At 27.4% G+C, this 16,419-nt stretch carries 9 protein-coding genes; 7 read left to right on the top strand and 2 right to left on the bottom strand.

The window, feature by feature from the left end; translation table 11 throughout:
- The first annotated feature begins 23 nt into the window (after nt 1-23).
- From RDY08_RS07300 to RDY08_RS07270, 7 genes are all read left to right on the top strand, one after another.
- Nucleotides 24-1,673 (top strand): alpha-amylase family glycosyl hydrolase, encoded by a 1,650-nt coding sequence (locus tag RDY08_RS07300; RefSeq protein WP_307903713.1) that lies wholly within the window; start codon nt 24-26, stop codon nt 1,671-1,673.
- 151 nt (nt 1,674-1,824) lie between these two features.
- Nucleotides 1,825-2,931, top strand: a complete 1,107-nt coding sequence (locus RDY08_RS07295; protein ID WP_307903712.1) for an ABC transporter ATP-binding protein — start codon at nt 1,825-1,827, stop codon at nt 2,929-2,931.
- Between the two features lie 17 nt (nt 2,932-2,948).
- Nucleotides 2,949-3,965 (top strand): carbohydrate ABC transporter permease, encoded by a 1,017-nt coding sequence (locus RDY08_RS07290; protein WP_307903711.1) that lies wholly within the window; start codon nt 2,949-2,951, stop codon nt 3,963-3,965.
- A complete protein-coding gene (locus RDY08_RS07285; protein ID WP_307903710.1) occupies nt 3,962-4,834 on the top strand; it encodes a carbohydrate ABC transporter permease in 873 nt (290 codons plus the stop codon). Before RDY08_RS07290 ends, RDY08_RS07285 begins: the two co-directional genes overlap by 4 nt.
- Nucleotides 4,835-4,951: 117 nt before the next feature.
- Complete coding sequence (locus tag RDY08_RS07280) at nt 4,952-6,280, top strand: ABC transporter substrate-binding protein (RefSeq protein ID WP_307903709.1); 1,329 nt, start codon at nt 4,952-4,954, stop codon at nt 6,278-6,280.
- Nucleotides 6,281-6,556: 276 nt separating this feature from the next.
- The gene (locus RDY08_RS07275; RefSeq protein WP_307903708.1) at nt 6,557-8,944 is read left to right on the top strand and encodes a methyl-accepting chemotaxis protein; all 2,388 of its coding nucleotides are present in this window, start codon (nt 6,557-6,559) and stop codon (nt 8,942-8,944) included.
- A gap of 51 nt (nt 8,945-8,995) precedes the next feature.
- Entirely contained in the window at nt 8,996-10,027 is a 1,032-nt protein-coding gene (locus RDY08_RS07270; RefSeq protein WP_307903707.1) for a LacI family DNA-binding transcriptional regulator, read from the top strand.
- A 56-nt stretch (nt 10,028-10,083) separates the two neighbouring features.
- Here the strand turns inward: RDY08_RS07270 and RDY08_RS07265 are convergent, their stop codons facing one another.
- Together RDY08_RS07265 and RDY08_RS07260 are read right to left on the bottom strand one after the other, a co-directional pair.
- On the bottom strand, nt 10,084-14,934 hold the full coding sequence (locus RDY08_RS07265) for a type VI secretion system Vgr family protein (protein WP_307903706.1): 4,851 nt from the start codon (nt 14,932-14,934) through the stop codon (nt 10,084-10,086).
- Entirely contained in the window at nt 14,918-16,012 is a 1,095-nt protein-coding gene (locus RDY08_RS07260; RefSeq protein WP_307903705.1) for a hypothetical protein, read from the bottom strand. The genes RDY08_RS07265 and RDY08_RS07260 overlap by 17 nt, the downstream gene beginning before the upstream one ends.
- Nucleotides 16,013-16,419 lie beyond the last annotated feature (407 nt).

Genomic DNA, 16,419 nt, shown 5'->3' with positions numbered 1-16,419 from the left:
CACACGTGTGGAGGAGGTCGGAGATGGAAAAAATAGAAAATTTGTGGAAAACTCTTTATGGCGATAGTAAAGAAAAAGAACTAGATGAACTAAAAAAAATAATTGATGTAGAAAAAGAAAAATATAAAAATGTAGTTGTTGAAAATCAATTTTGGTATAAAGAGTCAGTTGTATATTCTTTATATGTAGATTTATATGCTGGAGATTTTAAAGGTTTAATAGAAAAATTGCCATATTTAAAAAAATTAGGAGTAAATACTTTGTGGCTTTTACCAATGTTAGATTCTCCAATGAGAGATCAAGGATTTGATATTAGAGATTATTATAATGTAAGAAAAGAGTTAGGCGGAACAGAACAATTTTTAAATTTTGTTAAAATTGCACATGAATATGGAATAAAAATATTATTTGATTTAGCAGTAAATCATACGTCTGATGAGCATGAATGGTTTAAAAAGGCTAAAGTAGACAAAAATTCTATATACAGAGATTATTATATATGGAGCGATAAACCTGATAAATATTTAGATGCAAGATTATTGTTTAAAGGTATGATAAACAGCAATTGGGAATACAACCCAAAAACAGATGATTATTATTTTCATAGATTTTATGGATTCCAACCTGATTTGAATTATAAAAATCCTAAAGTTTTAATAGAGATGTTAAAGAATTTATTATTTTGGAAATCAAAAGGAATTGATGGATTGAGGATGGATGCTATACCTTTTGTTTGGAAAAAAGAGGGAACTAATTGTGAAGATTTAGATGAAGTTCATATAATTTTAAAAATTTTTAGAAGAGTTTTAGATTATGTTCAAGAGGGGACATTATTAATCGCAGAAGCAAATATGAAACCAAAAGATGTAGTGAAATATTTTGGGGATGGTGATGAATGCCAAACAGCATATCATTTTCCACTAATGCCTAAATTTTATCTTAGTTTAGCAGAAAAAGACTCTAAATATATAGTGGATGCTTTGGATTCTGAATATACTCCTAAAATACCTAAAGGGTGTCAATGGATCTCATTTTTAAGATGTCATGATGAATTGACTTTAGAATTTGTAACTCCAGAAGAGAGAAAAGTAATGCTAGAAAATTATTTAATAGATAAAAAATACAGTTTTAGAGAAGGAGAAGGAATTGCAGGACGTATTTATAATATGCTAGGAAAAGATATAAAAAAAATACTTTTATTGAATTCTATGATGTTTACAACTATAGGTTCTCCGATTATATATTATGGAGATGAAATTGGACAAGAAAATGATGAAGAATTTTATTTAGAAAGCAGTAAAAAAACAGGGTATGAAGATGCTAGATTTTTTAACAGAGGTAAAATGAGGTGGGATAAAGTTGAAAAAATCGATAAAGATAAAACAAATGATGAATCAAAATTATTTTATGGGATTAAAAATATGATTGAAGTGAGAAAAAAATATATAGATTTTTTTAATTCAGAGACAATTTTTGAAGATAACGAAGATAAAGAATTATATATTGTAAAAAAAATCTATGAGAATAAACAAATTTTATTTATTCATAATTTATCTGAAAATAAAAAAGTTATAAATATTGAGTTTGCAGGAGTTGGGTTGTTAACAGGAAATAAATTGGGAAAAACTATAAAGTTAACTCCAAACGAGTGTATTTGGGTAATGAGTGAATAAAAAAAGTATTGATTATATATTTGTGATTAAAAAATAACCAAAAATTAAAAAATAAATTTGATTTTTGGAAAAATATATTGTATATTTAACAAATAAGGACAAACGTATGTAAAAATGTAAAAAATTGAAAGTAAATGAAGGAGGTAGCAATATGGCAAAGGTAGTTTTGAAAGATATGGAAAAAACATACCCAAATGGATTTAAAGCGGTACATGGACACAATTTGGAAATAAAAGATGGAGAATTTATGGTATTTGTAGGACCATCTGGTTGCGCAAAATCAACAACATTAAGAATGATAGCAGGGCTAGAAGAGATAACAGGAGGAACAGTAGCAATAGGAGATACAATAGTAAATGAGTTGCCGCCAAAAGACAGAGGAATAGCAATGGTATTCCAAAATTATGCCTTGTATCCACATATGAATGTATATGATAATATGGCATTTGGTCTTAAATTAGCAAAAACACCAAAAGAAGAGATAGATAAAAGAGTAAAAAATGCGGCAGAAATATTAGGAATAACAGATCTATTAGATAGAAAACCAAAAGAGATGTCAGGAGGACAAAGACAAAGAGTAGCAGTAGGTAGAGCAATAGTAAGAGATCCAGAAGTATTTTTATTTGATGAACCATTGTCAAATTTGGATGCCCAATTAAGAGTGCATATGAGAGTGGAGATAACAAAATTACATAAGAGATTAAAGACAACAATGATATATGTAACACATGACCAAGTAGAAGCGATGACAATGGGAGATAGAATATGTGTAATGGAATTAGGAGTAATAAAACAAGTGGACACTCCATTAAAATTATATAACGAACCACAAAACAAATTTGTAGCAGGATTTATAGGAAGTCCATCAATGAATATAGTAGAAGCAAAACTAGAAAAAGAAGGAGATACAACATATGTAGTAACAGAACATATGAAATTAAGATTGCCAAAAGAAAAAGCAGATAAAGTACAAAAATATGTAGGGAAAGAAGTATGGTTTGGAATAAGACCAGAACATATAGGAAGTCATGAAACACATCCAGATGAAAAAGATAATTATGTGAAATCAGAAATATATGTAGTAGAACAAATGGGAAATGAAGTATTTGTATATTTCACACCAGGAAAAAATCAATATATAGCAAGATTAGGAAGTGAAGGAGTAACAGTAAAATCAGGACAAAAATATGAATTATGGTTTGATACAACTAAATGCCATATATTTGATAAAGAGACAGAAGAAAATATAAGTTTATAAGAAATGGAGGGGAAATTATGGGAAATAAAAAGATGAAAGGATTGGCTCAGCAAGAGCAAAGCCTAGCAACTAAGTTATTGCTTCCTACATTTTTAATTTTGTTACTTTTGGCAGCTTATCCGTTAATTCAGGTGTTTTATACAAGTTTTACTGATAAAAGGTTTGCTGGGGTTAATAAAACTAATTTTATAGGTTTAAAAAACTATCAAAAGTTACTTAGTTTTACAATAAAGGAAATTGATCCGAAAACTCAAAGAGCAATAGATGTATTGCCTAGAAGACCTATAAGATTTAAAGAACTTTCTAGAATAAATATTTTTGGAAAACATTATATAATAGGTGCAAGTGATGTAGAGTTCATAAAATCAATAAAAGATACAATTACATTCAGTTTCTGGTCAGTTTTGCTGGAAACGATATTAGGATTAATAGTAGCACTTGTCGTCAATAGTAATTTCAGAGGAAAAGGAGCAATGAGAGCAATAATGCTAGTTCCGTGGGCGATAATTACTGTAGTTAGTGCTAGAATGTGGGGATGGATGTTTCAGTCTACACGGATAGGATTTTTTAATTCCCTTTTATCTCAACTAGGGATTGGAAATGGAAATATATCATTTTTGACAAATGAAGCATGGCAAATGCCATCTATTATAGCAATAGATGTATGGAAAACTACACCATTTATGGCATTATTGCTTTTGGCAGGACTACAAGTAATACCAGGATCATTATATGAAGCAGCAGAGGTTGATGGTGCTGGAAAAATAAGACAATTTTTTTCTATAACATTACCATTATTAAAACCTGCAATAGCAATAGCTCTTGTATTTAGAACATTAGATGCACTTAGAGTATTTGATTTGTTTCAAGTCCTTTTATCTACAAGAAGATTTTCAATGGCAAGTTATAACTATGCGCAATTGATAAATTATAGAAATATGGGAATGGCATCTAGTATTGGTGTGATAATATTTATATTAATATTTGGGTTTGCTATTACTTACATTAAGATGTTAGGAGTTGATGACGAATGATTATGAGTAAAAAAACAAAAAAAATACTTGGAAAAGTAGGACTTTGGACAATGGTAATATTAATATTTGTATATATGTTGTTCCCGTTTTATTGGGCAATTATATCTTCTCTTAAAACAGAAGCTCAATTACAAATGATGCCAGCAACTTTTATACCTAGAGATCCTATGACACATAAGATATCATTTTCTTTTAAAAATTATATATCAGTATTCCAAAATATAGGATTTATAAGAGGACTATGGAATAGTACAATAGTGGCAACAACAACGACAGTTTTATCATTAATAGTAGGAGCTTTTGCAGCTTTTGCATTAGGAAAATTAAGATTTAAAGGGAAAAGAATAGCCCTATACACAATTTTATCAATGACAATGTTTCCTCAAGTAACTGTATTAACAGGATTATATGCTGTAGTAAATGTATTAGGAATTTCAGCAATGCCTAGTATGATTCTTTCATATATGATTTTTACATTACCGTTTACAACTTGGGTATTGACATCATTTTTTAAAGATTTACCAGTAGAACTTATGCAGTCAGCACAAGTAGATGGAGCAACACCATTTCAAAGTTTTAAATATGTGTTGTTACCATTAACTGCACCAGCCTTAGTTACAACAGGGTTATTAGCATTTATATCAGCTTGGAATGAGTATTTATTTGCTTTAACATTTACATCTATAGAACCAACAGCTAGAACAGTTCCAATAGCTATTGCGTTATTTAGTGGAAAGATTGCTAGGCAAGAGCCGTTTGGTGAAATTATGGCAGCAGCAGTAGTAGTTACAATACCTATAATTATATTAGTTTTATTTTTCCAAAAACGTATTGTGGCTGGATTAACAGCAGGAGCTGTAAAAGGATAAAAATATTAAAAATATAAATTTTGTAATAGGAAGGAAGTGAGGCTTATTCAAAAACAATATTGTTTTTAGTTTGTAAAAAATATAAAAAGAAAAAACCAAAAGAGGAGGAGAAAGATTATGAAGAAATTTTTAGTAATGTTAATGGTTGGGGTGTTTGTTTCAGCAGTTGCTTTTGGAGGTATCTTTGATTCTTTATTTAAAAAGAAGGCTGCTAAAAGTGATAATGGAAAAGTGGTTATTAAGATAGCAAGTGGAGCAGTAGGAAATGAATTAGAATTAATGAAAAAAGCTGCAAAATGGTATACTGATGAACACCCAAATGTAGAGATAAAAGTATGGGACACTCCTGATTCTACAACTGATAGATTAGGATTATATTTACAATTTATGGAAGCTAAAAGTCCAGAAATAGATATTTATCAAATTGATGTTATATGGCCTGGAGATATGGCAGAGCATTTAGTAGATTTATATCAATATGGAGCAAAAGCCGTTGTAGGAGATCATTTTCCAGCAATAGTTAAAAATAATACTGTAGATGGGAAATTAGTAGCTATGCCATTCTTTACAGATGCTGGAATGCTTTATTATAGAAAAGATTTATTAGCTAAATATGGTTTGACTCCTCCTAAAACTTGGGATGACTTAGAAATAGCAGCTAAAAAAATTCAAGCTGGAGAAAGAGCAGCTGGGAACCAAGATTTCCAAGGGTTTGTATGGCAAGGAGATGCATATGAAGGATTAACTTGTGATGCATTAGAATGGATTAAATCAAATGGTGGTGGATCAATAGTAAGTCCAGACAAAAAAATCACAATAAATAATCCGAATGCAATAGAAGCAATAAATAGAGCTAAAAATTGGGTAGGAACAATTTCACCAAAAGGTGTAACTGGAATGGCAGAAGAATCAGCCCGTGCAGTTTGGCAATCAGGAAATGCTGCATTTATGAGAAACTGGCCATATGCATATTCATTAGGAAATAGTAAAGATAGCGTAATAAAAGGAAAATTTGATGTATCTGCATTACCAGCAGGAAAATCTGGAATGGGTGCAGCAACTCTTGGAGGATGGCAATTAGCAGTAAGTAAATATAGTGAACATAAAGCTATAGCTGCAGATGTAACATTGTTCTTAACTTCAAAAAGAGTGCAAAAGATGAGAGCTATAGAAGGATCATATAATCCAACAATAAAATCATTGTATAAAGATAAAGATGTATTAGCAGCAGCTCCATTCTTTGGAAGTTTATATAATGTATTTACAAGTGCTGTAGCAAGACCATCAACAGCAACAGCACCAAATTATGCAAAAACTTCTCAAAAATTCTACACTGCTGTATATGATGTATTAACAGGAAAACAAGATGCAAAAACAGCTATGGAATATTTAGAAGCAGATTTAGAAGATATTACTGGATATCCAGCAGGATCTCCACAAAAGTAAGAATAATAAAGTAAGATTATAAATAGTTTATCCGCCTCTATAATATAGGGGCGGACTGTTTATAAATGTTAATATATTTTATAGAACGTTTAAAAAATAAGCTTCTCATATTCGACAATAAAAATGTTTGAAACGTTACATATTTTATCGCCAAATATGTAAGTTATTTTTAAGCCATTCCTATGTTAATATTTATAAACAGTTAAAAAATAGTTAAAAAAATGATATAATATAAAAAAAAATAAATAAAAAAATATAAAATAGGGGGAATCGAAGATGAAAAAAGTGAAAAAGAATAAAAAAAATATAGGAATAAAGCTACAAATACTTCTGCCAGTAATATTTGTAATAATAATATTGGTGGGAGTCGTTTCAGGAGTATCATCTTTCTTATTAAAAACAGGTTTTTTTAAAGTTAAATATTCAGTTAATGAAAAATTAGAAAAAATGAAAGAGAATACAATTACAAATACTGAAAATTTTTCATCTGAAGTAAATAAAAGTCTATCTAAAACAAGTGAAAAGATAAAAGAGGGAAAAGAAAATCAATTAAAAAATAGTATAAAACAAGCTGCGAAAGCTGGGAATAAATTTATTGATAATAAAATAGAGATGAATTCAAAGATGGTAAATATTGTATCTAAAACTTCAAAAGTTGTAAATCTAATGACAGATGCATTAGTTGAAAAAGATACTAGACCAATGTTAGATAAGAAAAGTGGGTATTATGTTCAAAGATTTAAACAAACTGGAAGTATATTATTATTTACAAGTTTTCTTAATGATATAAAAAAAGAAACTTGGAGTAATAGTCCTATTGGATTAAATTTGTTTATAAAAAATGGAATGGTAATTGCAACTAGTAAATTTAAGTATGGAGAATTAAAGAAAAGTTATAATAATAAAAATATATCAGATATGATAAAGAAGAAAAAAGAATTAAGAGATGTTGTAGACTCTAAGGATGGATTAGCAATTCAAATATATGAACCAATAATAGATTCACTACATCAAATAGCAGGAGGGTTTGTAGTAACTTTGCCAATAAACAGTGAGTTTATTGATGAGTTAAAAGCGTATATTGGAGTAGATATAGTATTATATAATAAGTGGAAAAGTTATACAAGTACATTTGGTGGACATAGAAGGTTGAAGTTAGAAGATGAAAAAGATCTGTTTGAAAAGATAAAAAATAGTGATTTAGTAATAAAAGATACAAAAATAAAAGATAAAAATTATAGAATTGCATATGTACCAATAAAAGATAAAGAAAATAATGTTAAAGGGATGATTGGATTTGTAGTTTCTACAGAATCGTTATATGCAACACTACAAAAATTAGACAGTGATAAATCTAAATTATTAAAGACAATTGGTAATATGAAAGATAATTCTATAAAGTCTTTTGAAGAAGATGAAAAATCAATTATACAAAATTTGGATGAGACTCAATCAAGTACGTTAAAGTCTAGTAATAATATTATAATAATTTTAGTGATTATAGGTGCAATAGTTTCATCATTAATAATAGTATTTGTTATTTCAAAAATAGCAAAGAAAATATTAGAAATATTAAATATTACAAATTATGTATCAAATGGAGATTTAACAAAAGAAGTTATTATAAAGAATGAAGATGAATTAGGTAAATTAGGAATTGGAATTAATGCAATGGTTGATAATTTGAAAAACATTGTAAAAATGATATTAAATGTTAGTGATAATTCTGTAAAATCAGTAGATGAAATAAATAAATTATCAGATAAAAATCAAGTAACTGTAACGGAATTCGTTAAGGATTTTCATAAAGTTGGAGAAAAATTATTATTAGAAGTAAGAGAAATAGAAAATATGAATACATCATTAGAAGAGATTAATATAGCAGCAGAGGAATTAAGTAGAAATATAACTGAAATAAACGATAGGTCAGAAAGTGCATCTGATATGGCAAAAGAGGGAAGTAGTTATATAGAAAAAGCAGTAGATAGCATTAATAGAATAGAAAGAGAAGTAAGAGAAATATCTAGATTAGAAAATAAACTAATTGATAAATTTAACTCTATTGAAAAATTTGTTGGAGTTATTAATCAAATATCAGAGCAAACGAATTTATTGGCATTAAATGCAGCGATAGAAGCAGCTAGAGCTGGAGATGCTGGGAAAGGATTTGCAGTTGTAGCAAATGAAGTTAAAAAATTAGCTGAAGAATCAGTTCAAGCTGCATCTGATATTGAAAATATGGTTTTAGATATGAGACAAGAATCTGAGAATGTAAAATCTAGTATAAATATTGGGTTAAATGAAGTAGAAAGCGGAGTAGAAGTATATGCTAAAACAGGAGAATTTTTAAAACAAATAATTGGTGCTATAGAAAATATAAATGATATGATTAGAAATAGTGTAGCAGCTACTGAAGAGCAATCAGCTAATATTACCAGTGGAATGACAGCTATGAATGAAATGCACAAAGAAGTATTAGAGATAAAAGGAGTTATGGAAAAATTAACAGGATCATCGAAAGAATTAATAGATAATTCGGAAGAGATAGATAATGGAATAGGAAAAATAGAAATGGAAGTATTAAAAATAAGAGATAAAATTTCTGAATTTGTTGTAGATGATAAAAATGAAATAAAACAAATGAAAGAAGTTAATAAAAAATAAAAAAATATTATTTTAAAATATTTATAAATTTAGTGAATTGAGGTGAAAAAAATGCGTATTACAATAAAAGATATTGCTAAAATAGCAGGAGTTGATCATTCAACTGTGTCAAGGAGTCTAAATGATAGTCCTAGAGTATCTAAAAAAACAAAAGAAAAAATAAAAAAAATAGCAGAAGAGTTAGGATTTGAATTTAATCATAATGCTAGAGCTCTTAGTTCGCAAAAGACTGGGACGGTAGGGCTAATATATCCTGAGACTTATGAACAAACAGGAACAAGTCTATTTTTGGCATATTTATTAAAAAATATACAAAGAATATTTGAAAAACATTCATTAGATGTAATTATAAAGTTTCCTAAAAATAAATTTACTAATGAAAGTAATATAAAAAAAATAATAAGTCAAAGGAAAGTAGATGGGTTAATTATAGCTAGTCCGGATATATTACCAGAAGATTGGGAATATATAAATAAATTTAATATACCTGTTACATTTTTACATTTTAGGCCTAAATATTTTCATTCTGATAAAATAGATTATGTTTATACAGATCATAAAAAAGGTGGATATATGGCTACAAAATATTTACTGAATTTAGGACATAAAAAAATAATTACAATTACAGATGAAATGTATGATACTCAATTCCAAGACAGGACACATGGATATCAAGAGGCATTAGAAGAAGTTGGATATAAATTGAAAGCTGAAAATGTATTTAAGTGTAAAACGTCATTTGAAGCAGGATATGAGTTAGCAAAAGAGAATTTGGAGGAATTTAAAAATGCAGATGCTATATTTGCACAAACAGATATAGTGGCGTTAGGAATTCAAGAATATTTAAAATCAAAAGATGTAAAAATACCGCAAGATGTATCAATTATAGGTTATGATGGATTGGAGATTGGAGAGTTTTTTTCTCCTAAATTAACTACTATTTTACAACCGAAGGATAAATTAGCAGATCTAGCTTGCGAAAGACTTGTTGAACTATTAAAAGAGCGAAAAGAAGGTATTTATTTGCATAAAATATTAGAACCAAAATTGTTGATTAGAGAATCGTGTGTAGAAAAAAAATAGATTATGGAACGTTTAAAAAAGTTTATTTTTTAAACGTTCCTATATAGCTTTTTTTCTTATCCTAAATTTATCTTTCCGTTTCCTATTTCTATCCCTACTCCACCGTTATCTAAAGTTAATTTATCATCTTTCATTGTTATTGCACTTCCACCAGTTGTGATATTTACTTTTTTATCATCCATAGTTATTGTGCTATCTTTATTATTTATTCCTATTTTACCATCTTTTAAAATTATCTCTTTTTCTCCTTTTGTTAATCCCACACTTTCTTCTGTTATCTCTACATAACTTTCATCATCTTTTCCTGTTATTTTTATTGATTTAGAATCAAATCTGACCTCTTTTCCAAAACTTGTTCTGATTACTTTTACATCTGGGTCGTTATCTATATCTTCAGTTTTACTACTTACATTTCTTATACTTACTTCTCCTGCTTCAGCTCCAAAATGGACTTCTACTAATGTATCTTCTTCTGGCGTGAAATATGTACCTGTATACATTCTTTCTATTGGGTAATAGTAACTCTTACTTTCGTCATATTCATTTTCCATTTCTGTATATTCTATTTGTGCTTTATGTTGTTTTGAGACTTTTTTTATTGTCCCTTTTAATGTTAGTCCTGTTATACTTTCTTCTCTTTTTACTACTCCTATATTAAATTCATCTCGTCTTACAAATACTAAATCTGATTTTAATACTCCGCCTTCTTTGTATATCCTGTTTTTTATTAATAATAGCGAATCTTGTTTCCCTGTATTTACATCAATATTTATATTATATGGATTACCTATTGAAAACAGTTCTTCTCCTTTAATTTGAGGATATCCTTTTAATTTGTAACTATTTTCTATGACCCCTTTTTTCATCTTTCTACTTAATAATAAATTTTTATTATCTATCGTTTTTTGACTACTTCCAAATTCTCCTATTGCTATTCCTGCTACTGTTTTGGGATTTTTACCTTTGCTATCATCTACTATTATTAAATCATTTTCTCTTCTTAATATTCTCTTTAAAAAATCCCAATCACTTTCTTTATATTGCACTTCTACTGGGTTTAATTCTGTTATTAATTCTTGTTTGTCTATATGACTATTAAATCCAAATGAGTATTTATTTTGATAAGTTTCATTTAATTTACTTATTACATCTTCATATTTTGTGCCAAGATTATGATATACTCTGTTTCTTTTTTCTTTTTCTAATTCTTTGCTTAATGAATAACTTTTTATTTTTACTTTACAACTATTTTGCTCTATTTCCATAGAATGTTCATAAATTAATCCTCTAAATATAGGCTTATTATCATCTCCATATAATATTTCTATTCCTTGCTTTTCTACATTTAGAAATCTAGTTACTTCATCTGTATCTTCTCCTGCTATTATTCCTTCTATTTCTGCTACTGTGTGTTCATTTACTTCTTTTATTATTTCTAAATTTAATAAATTAACATATTTTATACCTTTTATTTTTACTTGATAATCCATAAATCCTTTGCCTAAATCTTCTTTTTTCTCTTTTGGTTTTTCTACTAAATCTATCCCTAAGTATCCTTCCATATAGTTACTTATTGTTAAATAATCATCTAAATTATCTCCGTAATAATAACGCAAATTACGGTCTATTAAGATAAGATTATCCCCATAATATTTGCAGCCTGTATCTCTATTTATTTTATCTTTTACCATACTTTCTTCCTTATCTTTCCCTTTATACGTCCCACTTATATCTTTTCCATCTGCTGTTACTTTAGAATTTTTTCCCATATTACGAATGTCATAATATTTATCTTTATATCCTAAACTTGAATACAGCTCATAATCATTATTTGGTTTATCTCTTTCTATATTCAAAAAATATTTTGATGGTGTTGTTATTTTTAATGTTATTTCTTTTTCTTTATTATCTATTCCTAATTCTTTGTTATATACTTTTACCTTTTTTTCATCTTTTTCATTTCCTAAGATTATAGTTGCTTCTCCTTTTTTAACTTTTAGACCTATTAATTCTTTTAATGGATATTTTTTTAAATTTGATTTTAATTCTTTTAGTGAACTAAAAAAATTATCTTTACTTATAAATTCTTCTATTTTATTTTCTGTATCTACCTCTGATAATGAGGAGATAAATGTTGTGCAATACTTTCCGCTGTATATATTAAAAAAGGTTAATTCTGAAATATCTTTATTGGAATTTATCCCTAGATATTTCAATAATCCTTTTAAATATGATTGTAAATATTCTTTGTTTATTTCTAAATCTGTAGCATCTATTTCTAATGTTCCACCAATGATTTTATCCAATGGATTATAAGCATAATTTAATTCATCTTTTTTTTCTTCAAATTTAATTACAGATTTTTTAGCATTAATATGTTCTATAGTGCAATAGTTATCTAAAAAGGACAAACCTTCTTTAGATAATATATCCTTTATTTTAGTAGCGTAATTGTATTTATAGATTTCTCTCATATCTCTTATTACAGTTGTTATGTTTGAAGTAGCTTTGATAATATATCTAAAAAACATCTTTTTCAAATATTCTTCTACAGTTAATTTTTTAAAGTTTAATTCTATTTTATAATCTTTTTCTCCATATCTTTCGATTAAGGCTACTTCTCCATATCCTCTATAAGCAGGATCAGTTCTCACAATTTGTAGTAATAACACACTTTTTAGTATTGATGCCATATATCCCTTTTGTAACTCTTGTCCGATATTTCCTTGCTTGTCCAGCCATGGTAAAAATAGATATTCATTTCCTTTTATCTTTCCTATTTGCTCTTCGTTTTTTTCAACAAACATAATCTCTTTTAATTTACCTATTTTTGATTTTTCATTTTCTATATATACTACTTCTCCTAAATTATTCTCATGTAGAAATCTTCTTTGTAAATCTTTTATTAATTTTAATAGGGAATATAGTTTATAACCTTCGCTATTTGCCTCTTTTAGTGGAATTTCTATTTTTAAGTATTTTTTATTTTTTAAATCACGTTCTCCTTTAATTAATCCTTCATATATATATTTGCATTCTTTTAATTTATATTCTCCTTTGTTATCCTTTATATACTTATATAGATAATATCTATCTACGATTAAATGTTTCATTTCGAACTTTAATAATTCATTTGAATTGTGTCCTCTTAAATTTTTATTATCTTTATATTCAAGAGTGTTATCTTTTTTTTCTTCTAACTTATCAAAGGCAGTTTTGCTATATAATTCTAAATAATCAATTGGAGCAAAGTTATATGTCCCATCACTTATGCTTTTTTCTAATCTATTTGTTATATAACCTTTTATTCCACTGTTTTCATCATCTATTATTTCTTTAGACAACAATTCGCTATAAAGTTTTCTTATTTTTATATCCTCGAATATTTCTATTGCTCCTGATATTACAGACAATACAAAATCTAATCCCAGTACTATTAGATACGGAGTACCCCCCTCTAAAACACTATAGCATAAAGTAGCATATAATTCTGATGCTATATAACTTTCTAATCCTGTTATCACTATTTTATTGGTACTGCTATAATCTCTTTTTATATCTTCTGTAGTAAAATTTATAAAGTCAATAAGATTTTTAGGAGGATTACTATAATAAAGTTTTGATTGTCTTTCAGTTAGTATACCTGTAACGAATGATATATCTGCTCCATTATCCAAACCGCTTAATAATATATTGCTGCCAGGATTATCATCTTTTATTTTATTATATACTATTCTTAAATAATCTAAATTTTTTGGAAGTGCTTTTTTACTTTGGACACTTTTATTATCCTCAATATTTTTGCTTATTATTAATATATCTTCACCTTTTTTCAAAACAAATACTCTAAATCCATCATCAAACATATCCAGCTCTTCTGTTAGTGTTATTTCTCCTAAATTTTTTTCATCTGATACTTTTCCATTATTTTTTTCGTAATCTCCTAATGCGTTAAGTCCAGCATCTATTCCTTTAAATGTAAAATAGCTTCCTTTATCAAAAAGTATATCTGATAATATCATTAGTTTTTCTAATTTATTACTATTGTTAAATCGTACTCTCATTAATTCGCTTAATTCTCCTGTGAATTTTTTAAAATATTTACTAAAATCGCTTGCTCCTTCTAATGATTCTTTTAGTAAGGTTTTTATTCCAGAGCCGAAAAATTTTGCTTCTGTTCCTCCTACTTTTGAAAAGAAAAAGGCTGGCATTATATTGCCTGGTACATTTGATACAATAAACATTGTCATTTCTAATATTTGAATACTTTTTTTCAATTGTTCCACTTTTTCTCTACTTGGTAAATTTAATAAATCTTTTACTAATTGTTTTTTTATGTTTTTTTCATCTTCTACATTATTTTCTTCCAAAGCTTTTAATAACTTATTAAAATTAGCATCTGATTGATTTTTAATTTTTGTTTTTAATTTTTCTAAGTTATCTAAATTATCTTTATCTGATTTGCTTTTTTCTAATATTTCATTTAATGACGTTGCATATATATCTACATAATCTGACATATTTTTTGTTAAATATTCTGATACTATTTTGTATTTGTCTCCTCCGTAGATTACTTCCCATTCTCCTAAGAATTTTCCAACAGAATCTAATTTTGATAGGTATTCCATTCCTATTCCTGCTGATTTTCGCATTTCGATTAGGGCTTGGGTTTTGTCTAGTTGTTCGTTTTGATTTCCATAAACAGGTCTGGTTTTAATTTTCTTTGTTTTTTTATCATCATATTCTCTTACAAATGATTCTGGCGTTAGTAGGTCTTTTAGTAAAGTTGATTGATTATCACTTATTTTCTTTTCGCTATTAAATATACTTAAAAACTGCCACTCCAAATTTGCTAAATTATTAAATGTTAGTAATTCATTGTCCTTAATATTAATTGTTTTTGTCATTTTTATCCTCTCCTTTTTTATTTATATAAATATATTCTAAGTTCTTTTTGTAAGTGATATCTTTTAATTTAATATACTTTCTTTTATATAGCATCTTTTCTTTTTTTTCTTTGCTATATTTCGTATTATTAATCGCTCTTAGCATTTCTACTGAACAAATGCTGACATATCTTTCAGCATTATATTTACTTATGCCATAATAGTTCAACTCACTTTTACTTATCCTATTCATTCTCTTAATCAATTCATCATCACTCATTTTCTTAACTTCTTCTCCTAACTTTTTGCTCATCTCCTTTCTTAATTTCATTGGTGGCATATACACTTTTTCTCCATCTACTGTGAGTGCTACTTTTTTTCCGTGTTTTATTTCATAGGTGTAATCATAATATCCTGGTGCTAATACTCGCTCATCTATAAATATTACTCCCATCTCTAAATATTTGAACAACCCATCCTTTTTTAAATATTGGATATACTCATATATCTCTTTCCTCCTTTCTTCTTTTTCATTATCTATTTTATTAAATATATAAATGTATAAAGTTAGTTCTAATCTTTTATTTTTGGGGTCTTCTTTTACTGCTTTCATTTTTTCTTGAAATCCTGAAACAAAATATTTTGAAAACCAATCTCCTTCATGTTTTTTATAATCAACTTGTACTTTCATTCTTATTTTTTCCCCAAATATTTTTTTTGCTTTTGGTAATAGAAATTCTTCGGCTTCATCATTCATTTGTATTTCTCCATAAGTACCTGCAACTCCACTCAATCTACCGAAGGGTAATATATCTACACTTGCTCTTGCATGATAATAACTATCATATTCTTTATTTGTTCCAATTATTGACTTAGGATATATTTCTGCCTGATAAAATTTTTCTCCATTTGCACTTCTTGTTCCTATGTTTTCTACAATAAAATCTTCTCCGTAATCTTTTTTTAGTTCCTGTTCCATCTTTGTTCTTATCTCTTTTACACTATGCCCAAAGATCATTGGTTTCAATACTGGTATTAATAATATCAATATTATAAAAATAATAATTCTTGGCAATTTTTCTTTTAATTCTTTTTCCATTTTTTCACTCCTTTTTTATTTTTTATTAGGGGAATATAAACTTATTCAGAAAATAAGCTATGCAATTTTGTTAAATTTTTTAGAAATTAAAAATTTAGAAAAACATTTATGCGTTATCAGAGGAAGCTAGCTTATTTTAAACATTCTAAAGGTTATTTTATCCCTTTGTTTACCTCTTCATTTCTTTGTCTTGATACAAAGAAACGAAGCAAAGAAAAATCAAGAAGCTAAAAAACTCGTTCGCTTTAGAGGAGGACGCTCTCTCAGACAGTTTTAGCTTCAGGAGATTTTATGATAAAAAAGCTATAAATCTTTTAATAGATTTATCTTTAAAGTTATATTGATTATATTATTAATTTCTATTGTTTTCTTTTTCGCTTTTTTCTCATAAAATCTTTTTAGTTTTA

This window comes from Haliovirga abyssi (assembly GCF_030295325.1).
GTDB classification, from domain to species: domain Bacteria; phylum Fusobacteriota; class Fusobacteriia; order Fusobacteriales; family Haliovirgaceae; genus Haliovirga; species Haliovirga abyssi.
This window is presented reverse-complemented; position numbering and strand designations above follow the sequence as displayed.